The 19,809-nt window shown below is 44.6% G+C and carries 25 protein-coding genes and 1 other annotated feature; of the genes, 19 read left to right on the top strand and 6 right to left on the bottom strand.

Translation table 11 applies throughout. The features are described 5' to 3' along the window. Positions 1–10: 10 nt before the first annotated feature. Positions 11–541 (top strand): YceD family protein, encoded by a 531-nt coding sequence (locus tag MFP28_RS08665; RefSeq protein ID WP_002907072.1) that lies wholly within the window; start codon positions 11–13, stop codon positions 539–541. 310 nt (positions 542–851) lie between these two features. On the opposite strand, the gene MFP28_RS08660 is transcribed toward MFP28_RS08665, so the two are convergent. Genes MFP28_RS08660 through MFP28_RS08645 form a run of 4 tightly spaced genes read right to left on the bottom strand, consistent with a single transcriptional unit; the run spans position 852 to position 3,590 of the window. Continuing rightward, positions 852–1,145, bottom strand: coding sequence for a DUF5960 family protein (locus tag MFP28_RS08660; protein WP_002907071.1), 294 nt, complete (start codon positions 1,143–1,145; stop codon positions 852–854). Then, a complete protein-coding gene (locus MFP28_RS08655) occupies positions 1,123–1,497 on the bottom strand; it encodes a hypothetical protein (protein WP_002907070.1) in 375 nt (124 codons plus the stop codon). Before MFP28_RS08655 ends, MFP28_RS08660 begins: the two co-directional genes overlap by 23 nt. Next, the gene (locus MFP28_RS08650) at positions 1,494–2,909 is read right to left on the bottom strand and encodes a Y-family DNA polymerase (RefSeq protein ID WP_002907069.1); all 1,416 of its coding nucleotides are present in this window, start codon (positions 2,907–2,909) and stop codon (positions 1,494–1,496) included. Before MFP28_RS08650 ends, MFP28_RS08655 begins: the two co-directional genes overlap by 4 nt. A 3-nt stretch (positions 2,910–2,912) precedes the next feature. Then, positions 2,913–3,590 (bottom strand): helix-turn-helix domain-containing protein, encoded by a 678-nt coding sequence (locus MFP28_RS08645; protein WP_002907068.1) that lies wholly within the window; start codon positions 3,588–3,590, stop codon positions 2,913–2,915. A gap of 142 nt (positions 3,591–3,732) precedes the next feature. Here MFP28_RS08645 and MFP28_RS08640 point away from each other — a divergent pair, with 142 nt between their 5' ends. The 15 genes from MFP28_RS08640 to trpA all read left to right on the top strand — a co-directional run bounded on the left by MFP28_RS08640 (position 3,733) and on the right by trpA (position 16,936). Beyond that, complete coding sequence (locus MFP28_RS08640) at positions 3,733–4,221, top strand: YcxB family protein (RefSeq protein WP_002900955.1); 489 nt, start codon at positions 3,733–3,735, stop codon at positions 4,219–4,221. A gap of 69 nt (positions 4,222–4,290) precedes the next feature. Beyond that, positions 4,291–4,839, top strand: a complete 549-nt coding sequence (rsmD, locus tag MFP28_RS08635; RefSeq protein ID WP_002907067.1) for a 16S rRNA (guanine(966)-N(2))-methyltransferase RsmD — start codon at positions 4,291–4,293, stop codon at positions 4,837–4,839. Continuing rightward, a complete protein-coding gene (gene coaD, locus MFP28_RS08630) occupies positions 4,829–5,323 on the top strand; it encodes a pantetheine-phosphate adenylyltransferase (RefSeq protein ID WP_002907066.1) in 495 nt (164 codons plus the stop codon). Before rsmD ends, coaD begins: the two co-directional genes overlap by 11 nt. After that, positions 5,310–6,353, top strand: a complete 1,044-nt coding sequence (locus MFP28_RS08625) for a SepM family pheromone-processing serine protease (protein WP_002907065.1) — start codon at positions 5,310–5,312, stop codon at positions 6,351–6,353. Before coaD ends, MFP28_RS08625 begins: the two co-directional genes overlap by 14 nt. Before the next feature lie 181 nt (positions 6,354–6,534). After that, positions 6,535–7,116: a YutD family protein gene (locus MFP28_RS08620; RefSeq protein ID WP_002904019.1), complete on the top strand. Its 582-nt coding sequence runs from the start codon at positions 6,535–6,537 to the stop codon at positions 7,114–7,116. Next, positions 7,113–8,201, top strand: coding sequence for a 23S rRNA (adenine(2503)-C(2))-methyltransferase RlmN (gene rlmN, locus MFP28_RS08615; protein WP_002907064.1), 1,089 nt, complete (start codon positions 7,113–7,115; stop codon positions 8,199–8,201). Before MFP28_RS08620 ends, rlmN begins: the two co-directional genes overlap by 4 nt. Beyond that, complete coding sequence (locus tag MFP28_RS08610; RefSeq protein ID WP_002907063.1) at positions 8,188–8,727, top strand: VanZ family protein; 540 nt, start codon at positions 8,188–8,190, stop codon at positions 8,725–8,727. Before rlmN ends, MFP28_RS08610 begins: the two co-directional genes overlap by 14 nt. Positions 8,728–8,802: 75 nt before the next feature. Next, positions 8,803–9,032, top strand: a binding site (T-box leader). Positions 9,033–9,094: 62 nt separating this feature from the next. Next, entirely contained in the window at positions 9,095–10,276 is a 1,182-nt protein-coding gene (gene trpB, locus MFP28_RS08605; RefSeq protein WP_002907062.1) for a tryptophan synthase subunit beta, read from the top strand. Positions 10,277–10,679: 403 nt separating this feature from the next. Next, positions 10,680–12,038, top strand: coding sequence for an anthranilate synthase component I (gene trpE / locus MFP28_RS08600; protein ID WP_002907061.1), 1,359 nt, complete (start codon positions 10,680–10,682; stop codon positions 12,036–12,038). Beyond that, positions 12,035–12,598 carry an aminodeoxychorismate/anthranilate synthase component II gene (locus MFP28_RS08595; RefSeq protein WP_002907060.1) on the top strand — a complete coding sequence of 188 codons (564 nt, stop codon included), beginning with the start codon at positions 12,035–12,037 and terminating at the stop codon, positions 12,596–12,598. Before trpE ends, MFP28_RS08595 begins: the two co-directional genes overlap by 4 nt. Before the next feature lie 10 nt (positions 12,599–12,608). Next, a complete protein-coding gene (gene trpD / locus MFP28_RS08590) occupies positions 12,609–13,613 on the top strand; it encodes an anthranilate phosphoribosyltransferase (RefSeq protein WP_002907059.1) in 1,005 nt (334 codons plus the stop codon). Then, a complete protein-coding gene (gene trpC / locus MFP28_RS08585; protein ID WP_002907058.1) occupies positions 13,610–14,377 on the top strand; it encodes an indole-3-glycerol phosphate synthase TrpC in 768 nt (255 codons plus the stop codon). The genes trpD and trpC overlap by 4 nt, the downstream gene beginning before the upstream one ends. Then, on the top strand, positions 14,364–14,951 hold the full coding sequence (locus MFP28_RS08580) for a phosphoribosylanthranilate isomerase (RefSeq protein ID WP_002907057.1): 588 nt from the start codon (positions 14,364–14,366) through the stop codon (positions 14,949–14,951). The genes trpC and MFP28_RS08580 overlap by 14 nt, the downstream gene beginning before the upstream one ends. Continuing rightward, entirely contained in the window at positions 14,941–16,164 is a 1,224-nt protein-coding gene (gene trpB / locus MFP28_RS08575; protein ID WP_002907056.1) for a tryptophan synthase subunit beta, read from the top strand. Before MFP28_RS08580 ends, trpB (MFP28_RS08575) begins: the two co-directional genes overlap by 11 nt. Next, on the top strand, positions 16,157–16,936 hold the full coding sequence (trpA, locus tag MFP28_RS08570) for a tryptophan synthase subunit alpha (RefSeq protein WP_002907055.1): 780 nt from the start codon (positions 16,157–16,159) through the stop codon (positions 16,934–16,936). The genes trpB (MFP28_RS08575) and trpA overlap by 8 nt, the downstream gene beginning before the upstream one ends. 39 nt (positions 16,937–16,975) lie before the next feature. Here trpA and MFP28_RS08565 read toward each other — a convergent pair whose 3' ends face one another. Both MFP28_RS08565 and MFP28_RS08560 read right to left on the bottom strand, forming a co-directional pair. Continuing rightward, positions 16,976–17,668, bottom strand: a complete 693-nt coding sequence (locus MFP28_RS08565) for an EcsC family protein (protein ID WP_002907054.1) — start codon at positions 17,666–17,668, stop codon at positions 16,976–16,978. A 53-nt stretch (positions 17,669–17,721) separates the two neighbouring features. Then, complete coding sequence (locus MFP28_RS08560) at positions 17,722–18,378, bottom strand: prepilin peptidase (protein ID WP_002907053.1); 657 nt, start codon at positions 18,376–18,378, stop codon at positions 17,722–17,724. A 166-nt stretch (positions 18,379–18,544) separates the two neighbouring features. Here MFP28_RS08560 and MFP28_RS08555 point away from each other — a divergent pair, with 166 nt between their 5' ends. From MFP28_RS08555 to MFP28_RS08545, 3 genes are all read left to right on the top strand, one after another. After that, entirely contained in the window at positions 18,545–19,060 is a 516-nt protein-coding gene (locus MFP28_RS08555; RefSeq protein WP_002907052.1) for a Dps family protein, read from the top strand. A gap of 91 nt (positions 19,061–19,151) precedes the next feature. Then, entirely contained in the window at positions 19,152–19,370 is a 219-nt protein-coding gene (locus MFP28_RS08550) for a YqgQ family protein (protein WP_002907051.1), read from the top strand. Between the two features lies 1 nt (position 19,371). Further along, on the top strand, positions 19,372–19,752 hold the full coding sequence (locus MFP28_RS08545; protein WP_002900929.1) for a rhodanese-like domain-containing protein: 381 nt from the start codon (positions 19,372–19,374) through the stop codon (positions 19,750–19,752). The last annotated feature ends 57 nt before the right edge of the window (positions 19,753–19,809 follow it).

The raw sequence follows: 19,809 nt of genomic DNA, 5'->3' as shown, positions 1-19,809 counted from the left end.
AGAGGAACTTATGTTGCATATTCAAGAAATTCGGAAGAATGCAGATGGTCTAGCCTTTGAGAAAAAGCTAGACTTGGCAGAAGAGTTAAAAGAACGCAATCCTGAGATTTTAGATGTTCAGGATATTGTAGCCAAAGGAAAAGTTCAATATGAAGACAGCCTTTATTTTCTGGATTATGACCTGTCTTATACCATTACCTTGACGTCCAGTCGCAGTATGGAGCCGGTGGAGCTCAAGGAGTCTTATCTAGTCAACGAAATTTTCATGGAGGAAGGCCAGGCTGCATCACAGGATATGATTGATCAGGACTTGGTGCTGCCGATTGAAAATGGCGAGATTAATATAGCTGAGAGTGTAGCTGACAATATCTTAATGAATATCCCGCTGAAAATCCTAACAGCTGAGGAAGAAGCCGGCCAAGGCTTTCTGTCAGGTCAGGACTGGCAGGTTATGACAGAAGAAGAATTCGCCGCTGCCCAGGAAGCTCAAAAAGAGAAGAACAATCCTTTCGCTGGTTTGCAAGGACTGTTTGATGAATAATTCTTGTAAAAATTTTGAAATCGATAAAAAATAAAATAAAAGAAAAGACAAATTGCTATGACCCGCACCCCAAAAGTTAGACAGAAAATCTGACGATTGGGGTGTTTTGGGTATGAAATTAGTTTATACAAATGAACTGAAAAGATAACCTAAAAAGAATGGCACTTCTTGGGTTCAGATTGACCTCAAATACAATATAGCTGGCCCAAATCTTCAATATTATTCCCCTGACTTAAAGCAAGAAATAATTGAGAAGATACTAGTAGATGGACAGTTCCCTACAATAAGCTCCCAAACTTAGTTTGGGAGCTTATTGATTTATATCTTCTGTTTGGCCTTGATAGTGGTAAATGCAGAGTCGGTTTGCTTGGTCTGGTCGACTGACGGTAAAGTGGAAGTAATGATCCTTTTTATCCAAGCTTTTGGTCTTGGAGAGTTTGAAATAAGTGGCTCGGCGGCTGGCCATGTGGAGTAGGATGTCATCTTCCATGACCATCAGAGGCTGGGGAAGATTGGAAAATTGATAAAAATCCTCTTGAAATTGATAGTAATTCTGGGAAAAATAGTCAAATTGAAGTTCCTCATGTACATTTTGAGTGGTCATCTGCGCCTCCTGAAGCTTGTATCGAAAGAATCTGATGGATAGCAATGCCTTTGTAATGGTCACCTTTCTGCAGGAGGACTTGCTTGCAGTCCAGATGAAAGATTGTAGCAGTAATGTCGGTCAGCCTTTCCTTATTAAGAAAGGTGATTCGGATGGGAACTTGCTGGCTGTAGGCTTGACTGAGCAAGTGGAATTTTTCCTGTCTATCAAGTTGGGGCAATTGGCTCATATCTAGTTCTTTTTTGGCCAAAGCAGTGCTATGTTCAGAGAGGAAAAAGCCAGCCCACTTAGCCATGCCCCGATCCTGAAAGTCACGAGCTGACTGATAGGGGAGGTAGGAGCGGTCGGTCATGATAAGCCCTCCAGCCCTCCAGCCGAATGGCCACCTGTCAGCTTGCTTCGAGCGATGGCACGGGAGGAGCCCAGCAAGGCATTTCCCTTAAGCAGAGAGGCGAAGCCGAAGCGATCTCTGATGCGGTCAATCGTCTGTTGGAGCTCCTCTTCTTTTTGAATTTGCAGAGGATCGTCAAAGAGAGAAATCAGACCATAACCTTGATCGACAAAGTCACTGTAAAAAACGCCAATCTGACGGATAGCCCCGCCCTGATATTTGGAACGAAAAAGCTGAACGACGATTTGAGCCAATCGATCGCTGTTGTTAGTGGGCTCAATTTTTTTCTGTGTATGAATGGAAGGCAGGAGCTCCTGCTTGGAATAACGGGCATAGATGGAGACACGCTGGCATTTCTTACCAGAGCGTCTGAGCCGAATGGCGACCTGCTCAGCCATTTCTCGGAAAACCAACTCAATCTCTGCCTGCTGTCTATAATCTCGGGGGAGAATTTGTGAATTGCCCAGACCATGTGACTTGACCTGATAGGGCTTGTGCACATTGCTTTCATCAATACCGTGAGCATGAAACCAAAGCTGTAGGCCCATGATTCCCATTTCTTTTTTGAGTATGTCGGGGTTAAAGTGGGCCAAATCATAAATGGAATGGATGCCTAGCTTCTTAAGACGGGTGGCCGTTCGGTGGCCGATGCCCCAAAAATCAGTTATTGTCGGAATAGTCCAAACCTTGCTTGGTACATCCTCATAGGACCAGTTGACCCGCATCTTTTTTGTGTGTTTGGCTTCAATGTCCAAGGCTAGCTTAGCGAGAAGAGGATTGGCGTTGCTCAGGCCGATAGAGGCATAAATCCCGGTCTTCTTCCAGATAGCCTGTTGAATGCGGGCGGCCAGCAGATCCAGTTTGGTCCTGCGGTCCAGCGTCTGATCGGGAATGAAGTAGTTGATAGAGCTAGTCAAATCTAAGAAACCCTCATCGATTGAGTAGGGGAAAATGTCATTGGGAGCTGCGAAATCCTGGAAAATTTTTTGAATTTCCATGTTTTTCTGGATGTAGTAGTTCATCCGAGGGGGGACCAATAAGGTCTTTTGAGCAGCATCTTCAATAAAGCGCACATAATCTGCTGTAATCGGCAGTCCCTGCTTGCGGGCAGCAGCATAGTTGAACTTGCGGGTGTGGACATCAAAAGGAAGATTATAGCTTCGGCTGACATTTTGGCTGCCGAAATTCTTTTTAAAGAGAGGGGTGGCAGCTAGTATCAGTCCAGCAGAATTTTCAACTCGGCTCATGACACAGAGCGAGGTTTTTAAAGGGTCAAGACCAAGAGCAATGCATTCGCAAGAGGCATAAAAACTTTTCATATCCACAAAAGCGATGTCTGAACGAGGCTCGCGTGAATAATCAAATAGGACCATAACTTATACCTCAATCGGCAGAAAATGTCCGACTACGATACCAACAATGCTGGGCTGGTCTTCATAGGGAGCAAAGAGATCCTCGTAGTCAGGATTGATAGACTCTAAACGAAGTCCTTCAGCTTCTCGGTAGACTTTTTTGATATAGGTCTTGCCATTCCACATAAGAGCATAGACTGCCCCATCGTAGTCGAATCCTGTCTGTTTCATAAGGGCAACAGAGCCATTGGGATACTTGGGCTCCATAGAATCCCCAGAGACCCAGGATGCAAAGTCATGCTGGATATCTTGATCAAAGTAGACAGTTTCATAGTCTGTTTCATTGTCATAGTAACTGTGCCCGCGCCCTGCAGCTAGCTCAACGGATAGAACTTTATAGGCTGTAAGAGAGCTAACCTTGCGCTGTCTCTCTAGGAGTTGACTAGCTAGCTGGTCTACTTCTTTTTTATGCGGTGGGGTTAGTAAAGGGTAGGTGTAGAGCGCGCTGGTCTCATCCACAAAGTAGTTCTCTTGGACCTTGAGACAGGTGGCCAACCTCCTGAGATTTTTTGCGTGGGGCTCTGCCAGACCATTTTCCCAAGCAGAGTAAGCCTTTCGAGAGATGCCCAGCTCTTGGTAAATGGAAGCCTGAGTTAAATTAAGCTCCAAACGGCGTTTTTTTAATTTTTCATGCGAAAACATATCACACCTCCTATGTAACGTTTTAAAAGTTACATATAGTATAACAAATGAAATCGAGAAAAGCAAGTTCTTTATTGAGTATTGTTATTTCTAGCAAGAGTGTGGTAAACTGTAGGGAGGAATATAACCTGGAGGTAGCGAGATGTTTCCTATGACAGCAAAAACGATCATGACAGAAGAAGCTTATCGCCGTTTCGCTTGGACCAATTTCTGGTATAAAAAGAATGGCATCTTCTCACTGATTCTCCCTGAGATAGTGGTGCTGATATGCGGTGCAATCTGTTTTTTCATCGGGGAACCTTTGCCAGGCGTAGCTTTTCTTGTTACTGTGGCAGTCCTTCCTTTTCTTTACTATCTGTCCATGAATCGACATATTAAAAAGTTTTATAGAGGCAACCCCCTCTGGCATGATATAGAGCAGGAGTTTAGCTTCTATGAGACAGACTTTCGTGTCGTTAATCGGAATAACAATGCCAGATTTGACTATCAAGATATTGTGGCGATTATAGACAAGCCAGAAACTTTTTATATCATGGTTGGCCGGTCAATGGGGCTGATCTTGGATAAGGCAGACTGTCAGCCTGAATTAATTGATTTTTTACTAAAACTAAAAGAAAACAGAAGTCTCTAATTTGGGGCACTTCTGTTTTTTGTCTGTCAAGTTTTCAAAAAATTGGCCTCCTGTGCGATGTGTGTTATAATGTTTTTTATGAGAGTTGTGGCAGGTAAATATGGGGGCAGGCCCCTCAAGACTTTAGACGGCAAGACGACTAGACCTACGACCGATAAGGTTAAGGGGGCGATTTTTAATATGATTGGTCCCTATTTTGACGGCGGTCGGGTGCTAGATCTTTATTCTGGGAGTGGGGGGTTGGCCATTGAAGCTATTTCGCGAGGTATGGAGACAGCTATCTTAGTCGAAAAGGATCGCAGAGCTCAGGCTATTATTTCAGAAAATATTCAGATGACTAAGGAGCCGGAACGTTTTGACTTGCTCAAGATGGAGTCTGGCCGAGCCCTAGAAATGTTGACGGGGGCTTTTGACTTAGTCCTTTTGGATCCGCCTTATGCCAAGGAGCAGATTGTGGCTGACCTTGAGAAGCTGGAGGAAGGCCAGCTCTTGAGCCAAGATGTCCTAGTAGTCTGTGAGACAGAAAAGGAAGTTGAATTACCTGAGGAAATCGCAGGGCTAGGCATTTGGAAACAGAAGATATATGGAATTTCAAAGGTGACGGTGTATGTCAGATAAAATAGGACTATTCACAGGGTCTTTTGACCCGATGACCAAGGGCCATGTGGACCTGATTGAGCGGGCCAGCAGGCTCTTTGATAAGCTCTATGTAGGGATTTTCTATAACCGAGAAAAGTCTGGTTTTTTCACAATTGAGGCCAGAGAGCGGATGGTCAAAGAAGCACTGCAGCATTTGGATAATGTTGAGGTTATTACTTCTCAGAATGAGCTAGCAGTGACAGTGGCCAGAAGACTGGGAACCCAGGCCTTTGTGCGCGGTCTCCGTAACAGTCAAGACCTAGACTATGAAGCCAATATGAACTTTTTCAATCATGAACTAGCAGGAGAGCTGGAAACGATTTTCTTGCTTAGCAAGCCGGACTATCAGCATATCAGTTCATCACGTATTCGTGAGCTGATTGCTTTTCAGCAGGATATCGCGGCCTATGTGCCCCAAAGTGTAATCAAAGAATTAGAAAGAATCAACGATGAAAAGAATTAAGAAGTATCTATGGCCGACGGTCATTGGCGTTACTATTGCCTTTTTTATAGCAGCTTTTTGGGTTCGTCTGCCTTATTATATAGAAGTTCCTGGTGGTGCCGAGGATGTTCGGCAGGTCTTGCTGGTTGATAATAAGGCTGACAAGGAAGCGGGTTCCTACAACTTTGTGACGGTCGGAGTAGAGCAGGCAACCTTTGCTCATCTGGTCTATGCTTGGCTGACCCCTTTTACCGATATTTATTCCGCCAAGGATATGACGGGTGGCTCCACGGACGATGAGTTTAATCGTATCAACCTATTCTATATGGAAACATCGCAAAATATGGCCAAATATCAGGGATTGACGACAGCTGGTAAAGAGATCAAGATGGACTATCTGGGAGTTTATGTCTTGCAGGTGGCAGATAACTCAACCTTCAAGGGAGTTCTCAATATTGCTGATACGGTAACTGGTGTCAATGACAAGACATTTGAAAGCTCTGAGGAGCTGGTCAAGTATGTCAACTCGCAGAAGCTTGGGGATAAGGTCAAGGTGACTTTCCAAGAGGATGGTCAGGAGAAATCGGCAACCGGTAAGATTATCAAGTTGGAGAACGGTAAGAATGGGATTGGGATTAGTCTGATAGACCGGACGGAAGTCAGCAGCAGTATTCCGATTACATTTTCAACAGAGGGTATTGGCGGTCCCAGTGCTGGTCTCATGTTCAGCCTGGCTATTTATACCCAGTTGGCTGATCCGACCCTTCGTGACGGCCGCGATATTGCAGGGACCGGCAGCATCAGCCGGGAAGGTGAAGTTGGCGAAATCGGCGGAATCGATAAGAAAGTCGTTTCAGCGGCCCAAAGCGGAGCAGATATCTTCTTTGCACCGAACAATGAACTTACAGAGGAAGAGAAGAAGCTTTCTCCTAATGGGAAAAACAACTACCAAACAGCTCTGGAGACAGCCAAGAAGATTAAAACGGATATGAAAATTGTTCCAGTTAAAACGCTGCAGGACGCCATTGACTATCTGAAAAAGAACAAGTAAGATCTTAGCTTTTGCTAAGATTTTTCTTGTGAGACAGACAAAATCAGCTGGCCTTTTCTACTTTAAATCGTCTGACTTTTTTCAGAAAGATATTTTTGATGAAAAGTCCGCGAAATACTGGCTGATTTATGATAAAATAAAGTGTTGTAGATAAACTATCCAAGAACGTTAAAGGAAGAGTATGCGTAAAGATATTTCACCTGAATTGTATAATTATAATAAATTCCCAGGACCGGAGTTTAAACAGATTGATAGCAAGATTGTTGCAGAAAAATTCGAGTTTGAATTGATTGAGAACTATAAGGAAGGCTTTGACTTGACGGCCTTTCATCAGCGCTTTTCAGAAATTCTCACCAAGTTTGACTATATTGTCGGTGACTGGGGCAACGAGCAACTGCGCCTGCGCGGTTTTTACAAGGATGAGCGGGCTAATGAAAGCGATGAGAAGATTAGCCGCTTAGAAGACTATTTGCTAGAGTACTGCAGCTATGGCTGTGCTTATTTTGTCTTGGAAAATCCAAATCCCCAGCGCGCTTCCTTTGATAAGAAATCGCATGGCAAGAAAGAGACAGAAGGGCGGTCAAAACGTTCTCGCAACAGCCGTTCAGGCGGCAACCGGAATCGCAGAAGCGAGCGAGACCGAGACAGCCGCTCTAAAAGGGACAATAAGCGCTCTCGCAACAATTCCCAGCAAGATAGGCAGAAAAAGCAAAAAGACAGCAATCGCCATTTTGTAATTCGTCAGAATAAAGGAGAAAAATGAAACCATCTATTTATAGCTTAACGCGCCAGGAAATGATTGAATGGGCGGAAGCTCAGGGAGAAAAGAAATTCCGTGCTGCCCAGATTTGGGAGTGGCTCTACCGCAAGCGTGTCCAGTCTTTTGAAGAAATGACCAATCTATCCAAGGACTTGATTGCCACGCTAAATGATCAGTTTGTCGTCAATCCGCTTAAACAGCGCATTGTTCAGGAGTCGGCTGACGGTACGGTCAAGTACCTCTTTGAGCTGCCGGATGGTATGCTGATTGAGACGGTGCTCATGCGCCAGCACTATGGACTTTCTGTCTGTGTGACCACCCAAGTTGGCTGCAATATCGGCTGCACCTTCTGTGCCTCCGGCTTGATTAAAAAGCAACGCGACCTCAATAACGGTGAGATTGTAGCTCAGATTATGCTGGTTCAGAAGTATTTTGACGAGCGTGGTCAGGATGAGCGGGTCAGCCATATCGTAGTTATGGGAATTGGTGAGCCTTTTGACAACTATGACAACGTGCTCAAGTTTGTCCGGACGGTCAATGATGACAAAGGTTTGGCTATTGGTGCCCGCCATATAACGGTTTCGACCTCAGGGCTGGCTCATAAGATTCGTGACTTTGCCAATGAAGGTGTGCAAGTCAATCTAGCTGTATCCCTCCATGCCCCCAATAATGATCTGCGGACCAGCATCATGCGGATTAACCGTTCCTTCCCTATCGAAAAGCTTTTTGCAGCTATCGAATACTATATTGAGACGACCAACCGTCGGGTGACCTTTGAGTACATCATGCTCAATGAAGTCAATGACGGGGTAGAGCAAGCCAAGGAACTGGCAGAATTGCTGAAAAATATCAAGAAGCTGTCTTATGTCAATCTCATTCCTTACAACCCCGTTAGCGAGCACGACCAATACAGCCGCAGTCCCAAAGAGCGGGTGATGGCCTTCTACGATATCCTCAAGAAAAACGGAGTCAACTGCGTGGTTCGTCAGGAACATGGTACAGATATTGATGCAGCCTGCGGCCAGCTGCGTTCCAATACTATGAAGCGTGATCGCGAGAAAGCATTGGTAGAAAATGTTCAGCCTTAAGAACTATCTGACTTCAGTCGGTGAGCTGACTGCTAAGGGACGGAAATTGCTGGTAGGGGGAAGCTGGCTCTATTTCTTGATGCTTTGCATTCTGTGCTTTATTCCTCAGGTTCCAGAGCCGGGAATGGAAACGCCGGGAATCCAGTATTTTGGTCGAATAGTGGTTTTGTTAATCCCTTTTAATTCCTTTGTCAATATTGGAGAGATCACTTCTTGGATTCAGCTGGTCAAGGTCTTTATCCAAAATCTAGCCAATATCTTTCTGCTATCGCCCTTAATCTTTCAATTGCTTTACCTTTTTCCGAAATTGCGGAAGACAAAGAAAGTTGTATGGCTGAGCTTTGGGATGAGTCTGTCTATCGAAGTGACTCAGATTCTGCTGGACCTTCTTATCAACGCCAATCGAGTCTTTGAGATTGATGATCTCTGGACCAATACTTTGGGTGGTTATCTGGCTTGGCGGGCATTTCAGCTTGGTCAGAAAATCTGGAAAAATCGTCAAGGCGACGCTTTCAAAAGAGATTAGCGAGCGAAAGGTTCGGATTTAGAAGAAAAAAATAAATTTTTTCTTGACAAGAAAAAGGGAAAGGCCTATAATAAAATAAATCATCAGAAAAGTAATAATTTTTTCTGCTTTCAGGGAGCCTGTGGTTGGTGGAAACAGGCAGTGGAAGATTATGAAGTGGGCTGATGCAAAAAATGAATTTGAAGCAATAAAAATTCGGTGAGCACACCTTACAGTGCAGCTTGTTGTTAGACAAGACAGAGATATGGAGGCAGTCTATACTTTGCTCCATAATTGAGGTGGCACCGCGATTTTACGCCCTCACACAGAGTTTTTTCTGTGTGTGGGCTTTTGTTTTGCTTGAAAATAAAGAAATGAGGCAATTAAGATGACAGAAACTAAAGGATATTTTGGACAATTCGGCGGCTCCTTCGTACCGGAGCCTATCCAAGCCTTGCTGGATGAATTAGAAGCGACTTTTGAGAAGTATAAGGATGATCCAGAATTTTTAAATGAATACCGACATTATTTGGCGGATTATTCAGGTCGGGAGACTCCGCTCTATTTTGCAGAAAGTCTGACCCAGCATCTGGGCGGGGCTAAGATTTATCTGAAGCGGGAAGATCTCAATCATCTGGGCTCCCATAAGCTCAATAATGTTTTGGGACAGATTCTTCTAGCTAAGCGCATGGGTAAGACCCGAGTCATCGCTGAAACTGGAGCTGGTCAGCATGGTGTGGCAACTGCGGCAGCCGCAGCTAAGTTTGGTATGAAGTGCGATGTTTACATGGGTGCAGAAGATGTAGAACGCCAGCGCCTTAATGTCTTCCGCATGGAAATGATGGGGGCGACTGTTCACGCTGTGGAAACAGGCACCAAAACCCTCAAGGATGCAGTTGATGCAGCTTTTGGAGCTTGGATGAGTGATTTGGAAGCCTTCTATGTTTTGGGTTCGGCTGTCGGACCTCACCCTTATCCGACGATTGTCCATGAGTTCCAAAAGGTGATCAGTGAAGAATCTCGCCGTCAAATTTTGGACAAGGAAGGCCGCTTGCCGGACTATGTCATTGCCTGTGTAGGTGGTGGATCTAATGCTATCGGCGCCTTCTCCCAGTATGTGGCGGATGAAGAAGTCAAGCTGGTTGGTGTTGAAGCAGCTGGACGGGGTCTTGATACAGACCAGCATGCGGCGACCATGACCAAGGGAAGTGTCGGAGTAGTGGATGGTATGAAGACTTACGCTGTCTTTGCTGAAGATGGTCAGGTAGCGCCTGTTTACTCCATTTCAGCAGGCTTGGACTATCCTGGAGTTGGTCCTGAACATGCTTTCTTTAAAGATTCTGGTCGAGTAGAATACGTGGCAGCGACAGATGATGAAGCTGTGGATGCCTTGCTTCTCTTGACACAAAAGGAAGGAATTTTGCCAGCGATCGAAAGCTCTCACGCCATTGCTGAAGCCATCAAGCGAGCTCCGAAATTGTCATCTGACCAAATCATCATTATCAATGTATCTGGTCGTGGAGACAAGGATGTGGCAGCCATTGCCGACTATCTAGAAAAACGAAAATAAAATACCCAGCAGAAGAGTAGTAACATCACTCCTTTCAGAGAGTCTGTGGTTGCTGAGAACAGGCAGGAGAAGTTATGAAATGGGCTGTTGGAGTCAACATTTTGTCCTTTAGTTGAACTTTTATTATTTTGTTAGTATGCTTTGCTGTAAACCAGTATGCTGACTTGAACTAAAAGGGATCTAAATGACTGCAAATAGGTAAATGAGATGTGGAGCCTGAAAACTCCATAACTGAGGTGGCACCGCGATGATACGCCCTCACAGGATGAACTGTGCGGGCGTTTTTCTGTAGTTCTGGAGCAAGTTATGACAGTGGACAGGTGCTATCTGTTCTTGTAAAATACGGTCATGATTAGCAGATTGCTCCTACCTAAACGCTTCTGATTAAATAGAAAGAAACATTATGCAAAAGATTTTACCAGCTGATATTTTATCGCCGATTCTGGCTTATATGCGGATTCAGGGCGACCACAAGGTGATTTTGGAAAGTATTCCAAGAGATAGCGAGACAGCTCGCTTTTCTATCCTAGCCTATAATCCAGTCTTTGAAGTTCGCTATGAAAATGGCCAGTTAACAAAGAATGGGCAAGTAATTGAGGCAGATCCATTGGACTATCTGCATGAGTTAGCAGTAAAGAAAGATCATCATTCAGACCTGCCTTTTGGTGGTGGAGCTATCGGCTTTGTCGGCTATGATATGATTTCCCTCTATGAAGAGATTGGCCAGATTCCAGCTGATGTGATTGGGACGCCAGACATGCACTTTTTCGTCTATGAGAGTTACATGGTTTTTGACCATAAAAAAGACAAAATCTATATCCTTGAGGAGGCACTCTACAGTAATAGAAGCGAAGCTGATTTGGCTGCTAGTCTGGAGCATATCATGGCTGAGCTGGCGCAGCCTGCGGTAGATGAATTTTCACCGCTGGAACTATCCAGTTTGAACTTCCAGAGTCATATCGAGCAGTCAGCTTTTGAAAAAATGGTGGAAGAAGCGCGTAGCTTGATTCGGCAGGGAGACATGTTCCAATGTGTTCTCAGTCAGCGTTTTTCAGCAGAGTATTCTGGTAGGCCACTGGATTACTATCGCAATCTGCGTGTGACCAATCCTTCCAACTATCTCTACTTTTATGATTTCGGGGATTATCAGATCATCGGAGCCAGCCCAGAAAGTCTGGTCTCTGTCAAGCAGGGGCAGGTTACGACCAATCCTATCGCTGGGACCAGACCGCGCGGGCAGGATGAAAGAGAAGATAAAGCCTTGGCGAAGGAGTTGCTGGCTGACGAGAAGGAAGTGGCGGAGCACCGTATGTTAGTTGATTTGGGGCGTAATGATATCGGTAAAATTGCCCAGAATAACAGCGTGGAAGTCACTAAGTACATGGAAGTGGAGTATTTCCGCTATGTCATGCATCTGACCAGCGTGGTTCGTGGTCAGCTTCTGCCTCAACTGACAGCCATGGATGCACTCAAGTCGACCCTGCCGGCCGGTACTGTCTCGGGCGCGCCTAAGATTCGAGCTATGAAGCGAATTTATGAGCTGGAGCAGGAAAAACGTGGTGTTTATGCGGGGGCTATCGGCTATCTGTCTGCGACAGGTGATATGGATTTTGCCATTGCTATCCGGACCATGATTTTGAAAAATGGCAGAGCTTACGTTCAAGCTGGAGCGGGTATTGTTTATGACTCGATTCCTACTAATGAATACCAAGAAACCATCAATAAGGCCAAATCAATGACCAAGATAGGAGAGATGCAATGATTTTATTGATTGATAATTATGATTCTTTTACTTATAATCTAGCCCAGTATATCGGCAATTTCGCAGAAGTTAAAGTCTTGCGAAATGATGATGCAGGCCTTTATCAAGCGGCAGAAGAAGCGGATGCCTTGGTGCTGTCTCCAGGTCCAGGCTGGCCAGCAGATGCAGGACGGATGGAGGAAGTTATCCGTGATTTTGCTGGTAAAAAGCCGATTTTGGGGATTTGCTTGGGGCATCAAGCCATTGCAGAAGTATTTGGCGGCAAGCTAGGTTTGGCTCCCAAAGTCATGCACGGCAAGCAAAGTATTCTGCGCTTTGAGAGAAAATCTCCTATCTATCAAGGGATAGAGGATGGGCGGCCGGTCATGCGCTATCATTCGATTTTGATTGAGGAGATGCCGGAGGACTTTGAAGTGACGGCTCGGGCGGTTGATGACAACTCAATCATGGCTATCCAGCACAAGAGTCTGCCTATTTATGGTTTTCAGTATCATCCAGAAAGTATTGGCACGCCGGACGGCTTGTTGTCTATCAAGAATTTCATCGATTTAGTAAAATAAAGGAGCGTGTATGAAAGAGATTATTGCAAAACTAGCTGATTTTAAGGATTTAAGCAGCGCTGAGATGACAGATGTGATTGAGCGTATTGTCACCGGACGGGTGACAGAGTCTCAAATTGTAGCTTTCTTGCTGGGGCTCAAGATGAAGGGGGAGACAATTGAGGAACGAACTGCTTTGGCGCAGGTAATGCGAGGCCACGCTAAGCAGATTCCGACCACTATTCGCACTGCCATGGACAATTGCGGTACGGGCGGGGATAAGTCTTTCAGCTTCAATATTTCAACTACGGCAGCTTTTGTACTAGCAGGTGGCGGGATTAAGATTGCTAAACATGGCAATCGATCTATTTCTTCTAAGTCAGGCTCAGCTGATGTCTTAGAAGCTCTGGGGATCAATCTAGACTTGGACGCTGCTAGCTTGGGCAAGATTTTTGAGCAAACAGGCATCGTCTTTCTCTTTGCAAAGAATATGCATCCAGCTATGAAATACATTATGCCAGCCCGCCTTAGCCTAGGTATTCCCACTATCATGAACCTAACTGGTCCGCTCATCCATCCCATGAGTCTAGAAACCCAGCTTTTGGGGACCAGCCGGCCGGATATGCTAGAGAGCACGGCAGAGGTTTTGAAAAATATGGGCCGCAAGCGTGCAGTAGTCGTGTCGGGTCCAGATGGTCTGGACGAGGCCGGTCTTCATGGCCGTACCCAGTATGCTCTGCTGGAAAATGGGCAAATCAGCCAGCACAGCTTTCTGCCGTCAGATATTGGCATGGAAGAAATAGCTCTTGAAGCGATTCGTGGAGGCAATGCCAAGGAAAATGCAGAAATTCTGCTATCTGTCCTGCAAAATCAAGTCAGCCCCTATCTAGAAACGACAGTTCTGAATGCGGGAATGGGTTTCTACGCTAATGGAAAATCAGATAGCATAGAAGAAGGAATAGCTTTGGCCCGCCAAGTGATCGCTAGTAGCGCAGCCTATGAAAAACTCAAGCAACTACAGGAGTATCAAAAATGAGCAAAGAATTTCTCCCGACCATTCTAAAGCAAAAAGAGCAGGAAGTGGCGGCTATGTCTTATGAAGAGCTGCAACCTCTACGCTCGACCTATTCCCTCTATGAATATCTCAAAAGTCATCTTCAAGAGCTGCAGCTGATTGCTGAGGTCAAAAAAGCCAGCCCCAGTCTGGGAGATATTAATCTCGGTGTGGATATTGTGGAGCAGGCTCGCACCTATGAACGATGCGGTGCAGCCATGATTTCGGTCCTGACAGATGAGATTTTCTTCAAAGGACATTTGGATTACCTGAGAGAGATTTCCAGTCAAGTGACCATTCCAACCCTCAATAAGGACTTTATCGTTGATGAAAAGCAGATTGTTCGCGCCCGTAATGCCGGAGCGACGGTTATTCTTCTGATTGTGGCTGCCTTGTCTGAAAAGCGGCTGCAAGAACTCCATGATTTTGCGACAGGTTTAGGCTTGGAAGTTCTGGTCGAAACCCATAATCTGGCGGAGCTGGAAATTGCCCATAGAATAGGAGCTCGGATTATCGGTGTCAATAACCGCAATTTAGTCACTTTTGAGACAGATATCAATACAAGTCTCCAGCTGTCTGCCCATTTCAAAGATGACAGGGCTTACGTATCAGAGTCCGCTATTTTCAGCAAGGAAGATGCTGAGCTGGTAGCTCCTTATTTCCATGCGGTTCTAGTCGGAACAGCCCTGATGCAGGCAGAGGATGTGGCAGAAAAAATTAAGGAGCTGAAAATTGACAAAGGTTAAGATTTGCGGCTTATCAACGGCTAGCGCTGTGGAAACAGCATGCCAGGCTGGTGCAGATTACATTGGCTTTGTCTTTGCTGAGAGCCGTCGGAGGGTCAGTTTGGAGCAAGCTCAGAAGCTAGCTGCCTTGGTGCCGCCTACTGTCCGAAAGGTAGGAGTTTTCGTCTCTCCGAGCTTGGCAGAGTTGCAGGAAGCTATTTCAGTGGCAAATCTGGATTTGGTGCAGATTCATGGCGATTTTGATGAAGAGCTCCTGACTCAGGTTGGCCGGCCGGTTATTCGAGCTTATCAGGTCAAGGGAGCGTTAAAAGGAGTCATCCAACAGTCGGACTACCTGCTCTTTGATGCCCCTCTTGCCGGTAGTGGTCAGACCTTTGACTGGCAAGCTTTTGATAAGAGTCAAATCCACCAGCCCTTCTTTATTGCCGGTGGTTTGAATGCAGGAAATGTTCGAGAAGCTATTCAGCACTTTGCCCCTTACGCAGTGGATGTCTCAAGCGGGGTCGAAACTGACGGCCAGAAGGACTTAGAAAAGATAAAAGAATTTATAGAAAGAGTGAAAGATGGCATATAATCAACCCAATCAAGAAGGATTTTACGGTGAGTTTGGTGGGCGCTTTGTTCCCGAAACGCTGATGACAGCAGTTTTGGAGCTAGACAAAGCCTACCGTGAGAGTAAAAAAGACCCAGCCTTTCAGGCTGAGCTGGACGAGTTGCTGAAGCAGTATGTAGGGCGAGAAAATCCTCTCTATTTTGCTAAAAATCTGACAGCCTATGCTGGCGGTGCTAAGATTTATCTGAAGCGGGAAGACCTCAACCATACCGGGGCACATAAAATCAATAATGCCCTAGGTCAGGTCCTATTAGCCAAGCGAATGGGCAAGAAGAAAATTATTGCGGAGACTGGTGCGGGCCAGCACGGAGTAGCCACCGCCACAGCTGCAGCCCTTTTCAACATGGACTGCACTATCTATATGGGCGAAGAAGATGTCAAGCGCCAAGCACTCAATGTCTTTCGTATGGAACTTCTGGGAGCCAAGGTAGAGTCTGTGACCGATGGCTCTCGAGTTCTCAAGGATGCAGTCAATGCTGCCTTGCGAGCTTGGGTGGCTCAGGTCGATGATACTCACTATATTATGGGGTCGGCCTTGGGACCTCATCCCTTCCCAGAGATTGTCCGCGACTATCAGAGCGTGATTGGGCGTGAGGCCAAGCGCCAGTTTGCTGAGCAAAATGCAGGTGCCTTACCCGATGCTTTAGTCGCCTGCGTTGGCGGTGGTTCCAATGCTATTGGGCTCTTTTATCCCTTTGTAGAGGATAGCACAGTGGCTATGTATGGAACAGAAGCAGCTGGACGGGGCGTGGATACAGATGAACATGCTGCGACCTTAACCAAGGGCCGCCCGGGGGTTTTACACGGTGCCTTGATGGATGTCTTGCAGGATGAGCAAGGGCAGATTCTGGAAGCTTTCTCTATCTCTGCCGGGCTAGACTATCCGGGCATCGGTCCTGAACATTCTCATTTTAATGCTATCAAGCGCGCCACTTATGTCCCAGTCACAGATGAAGAAGCTTTGGAAGCCTTCCAGCTCCTGTCTCGTATCGAAGGGATTATCCCTGCTCTAGAGTCTAGCCACGCTATTGCTTACGCAGTTAAGTTGGCTAAGGTGTTGGGACCAGATAAATCAATGATCGTCTGCCTATCCGGCCGTGGTGACAAGGATGTCGTTCAGGTAAAGGAACGCTTGGAAAAAGAAGCGGCTCAAAAAGGAGGTACCCATGACTAAAACACTCACTCAGCATTTAGAAACCATCAAAAGAGAAGGCAAGGGAATTTTCCTTCCTTATATTATGGCTGGTGATCACGAGAAAGGTTTAGCAGGATTAGCAGAAACCATCTCGTTTTTGGAAAACTTGGGTGTGTCAGCTATTGAAATCGGCCTGCCATTTTCAGACCCTGTTGCAGATGGGCCGGTTATTGAAGAAGCCGGTCTGAGAAGTCTGGGTCACCATACTTCGGCCAAGTCTTTAGTGGCAAGCTTGCAGAATTTGGACACTCAGCTGCCTCTCATCATTATGACCTACTTTAATCCTATTTTCCAGTACGGGCTCAAAGATTTTGTCAAGGATTTGGCTACGACACCGGTTAAAGGATTGATTATTCCGGATCTGCCCTACGAGCATAGGAACTTTATCTTGCCTCTGCTGGAAGATTCAGATATCGCTCTAGTTCCTTTAGTGAGCCTGACGACTGGCCTAGAACGTCAGCAGGAGCTGATCAAGGAAGCTGAAGGTTTTATCTACGCTGTAGCCATCAACGGTGTGACGGGTAAGAGCGGAAGCTACCGCAATGATTTGGACCAGCATTTGAGCAAGCTCCATGGTATTGCTGAGATTCCAGTACTGACGGGCTTTGGTGTTTCAACTTTAGGGGATGTTGATCGCTTCAATCAAGTCTCAGACGGAGTCATTGTCGGATCTAAGATTGTCAAAGCTCTTCATGAAAAGGACGCCAGCATAGCAACCTTTATCCAAGAAGCAGCAGCCTATAAGAAATAAATAAAATGAGGTTCTTTCTATCGAACCTCATTATTTTCTTTATTTGATATCAATAATTGTACCGTCTCCTATATTAATTCCTTTAGAAGTAAAGGTTTTTAAAGCATTTTTCGCAATGATTTGAGTTGATGCGGTATCCACAACTCCGCCTATAAGAGCACCAGCAATAGGAACCATTTTTCCTAAATTCACAGCTCCTTTAGTGCCAAATTTGGTTACCAATCTAAAACCAACCGCTTGATTAATTTTTGTTAGTACTTTTCCAGGGATTTTTTTAATTACTCCAGTTGCCATTTTATTTGCAATAATAATCCCGGCTTTCTTTGCAATATCAGCAACAGATGTTCCAGTTAATGAGGCATAAACAAATGTTTGAACTTGATCGCTCTTTAAATCGTATCCTCTCATATAAGCTATAGTGGCAATCATTCTCATTTGAACTAAAATAACAGAAGTTATATTGGCTGGAATAGTTACCGGCATTGTTAATATTCCCCCAAATCCAGTAACGAAACCAGATATTCCAGCTTTTGAAGTTTGATAAGTAATCATCTTTGAAATTGCAGTTTCTATATCATCATGCTTCAAATAATCAGCAGCTAGTTCTTCTATAGTCTTTTGACCAGGGATACCATTAATTGTAGTTTCATAAGTCCAGTCAAGAACTTTTAACATCGATTTTTCATCAATGTTAGGCATTTTTAATTTTGATTTTGGTAATTCTAATTTCATAATAAAATCCCCTTAATAAATAATCTGCTTTCATTATATAGTACTTTTACGAATTACACAATACATTTAAAAATTAAAACAGCAAATACACCAAACAAAAGACAGGGTACAAATGCTAGCCTGTCTTTTTTCTTTTTAAAGCAGAAACAGGCAAGACCAGAGAAGCTAGCGATTTGGATAAGGATGAGAGTCTCCGTCAGGCTGAAAATGGCTGAGCAAGACACCAGAAAGAGAAAGTCACCAGCTCCAATACGAAGATTATAAAAGAAGGCTAGAAGTCCTAAGGCTAAAAAGAAGAGCATGAGAAGGTTGACGCCTGCTGTCATCAGCAGCAAAAGCTGAAAAATCAGCCAGACCATCAGGGGATACTGTTGTTCTCTTTGATCGTAGATAGCTAAGGTTAAGCCCATGGTGACTACCAATAATTGACTAATGGAAAGAATGCTCAAGGAGGTTGCCAGAAAAAGACCGCCCAAGATAGATTCAAAAAATAAATAGCGTAAGGGAATCTTGTCTCCACAGAAGCGGCAACGAAGACGGTTCATGACTTGAGAAAAAATAGGAATCAAATCACGGGGAGCCAATCTTTTCCCGCAGGCATTGCAATGGCTAGCGGGAGTGATGATAGACTGCTCTGGGAAGCGGTCGATAACCAAGCCTAGGAATGAGGCAAAGACAGTACCAACGATAAAAAAGTATAGGTGAATCATACTTATTTATTCGTAATTTTAAACAGAAAAATTCTGAAATTTTGCAACTTTTCTAATAAAGTCTTTTTTTGAATCTTTTGTCTTGACTTTCTTATTTAGAAGCATTATAATTAAACCATAATCTAAAAAGATTAGAATCATTATAAATAAAAACGAGGTAGAAACAATGACACAAGTAAAAAATGGTGCAGCAACTGACGTAGCAACTTTCAGCAATCAAAAGGCTTTGCCAAAGACTAAGGCTATTCTTAACCAAGTAGTGGCAGACCTTTATACAGCTCATATTGCTCTTCACCAAGTTCACTGGTATATGCGTGGCGCAGGCTTCATGGTTTGGCATCCAAAAATGGATGAATACATGGAAACTTTGGATACAACTTTGGATGAAGTCAGCGAGCGCTTGATTACACTGGGAGGCAAGCCTTATTCTACGTTGACCGAGTTTATCCAACACAGCAAGATTGAAGAAAAAGCTGGTGAATTCAGCAAGAATGTAGAAGAAAGTCTGGCGCGTGTGATTGAGATTTTCCGTTATCTGACAGGGCTTTACCAAGAAGCTTTGGATGTAACAGACGAAGAAGGGGACGATGTAACCAATGATATCTTTGTCGGTGCTAAGGCTGACCTTGAAAAGACTATCTGGATGCTGACAGCTGAAATTGGCCAAGCACCAGCTTTATAAAAAGTTATCCATGCCAAACAGAAAGGAAACAGGCTTTCCTTTCTGTTTTTTCATCTTGAAAAGCGCTGGAAAATCTGATAAAATATAGCTCATGAAAACCCTGTATGATGTTCAGCAATTTCTTAAAAGTTTCGGAATCATTGTCTATATGGGCAAACGTCTTTATGATATTGAAATGATGAAAATCGAGCTGAAGAGAATTTACGACGCTGGTCTAATGGATAAGCTAGCTTATTTTGAGGCGGAGGCAGTCTTGCGCGGAGAACATCGCTTAGAGTTAGAATATTTAGAAAAGAAAAAGGAGACTTGAGATGACAATTTGGATTTTGTGGGCGGTACTTTTAGGAATAATTGGCTGGATGGGCTTTAATTATCTGCGCCTTCGTCAGGCAGCAAAAATCGTGGATAATGGGGAATTTGAAGACCTGATTCGCCAAGGGCAGTTGGTTGATCTGCGGGATCCATCTGATTTTCACCGGAAGCATATCTTAGGTGCTCGCAATATTCCATCTCAGCAGCTCAAGGATAGTGTCGGTGCACTTCGCAAGGACAAGGCTGTTCTCCTCTATGAAAATAGTCGTGGTCAGCGCGTGACCAATGCGGCTCTGTATCTGAAAAAACAAGGATTTAAAGAAATCTATATTCTTTCTTATGGGTTGGATTCTTGGAATGGCAAGGTGAAGGCTAGTTAACATAAATCAAAAATTTGTCGCATTATATATACAAAGCCAGTTTCTTATGTTATAATA

Origin of the sequence: Streptococcus sanguinis (genome assembly GCF_050234405.1) — a bacterium.
GTDB lineage: Bacteria > Bacillota > Bacilli > Lactobacillales > Streptococcaceae > Streptococcus > Streptococcus sanguinis_W.
The sequence above is the reverse complement of the archived record's forward strand: the minus strand, read 5'-3'. Positions and strand labels throughout refer to the sequence as shown.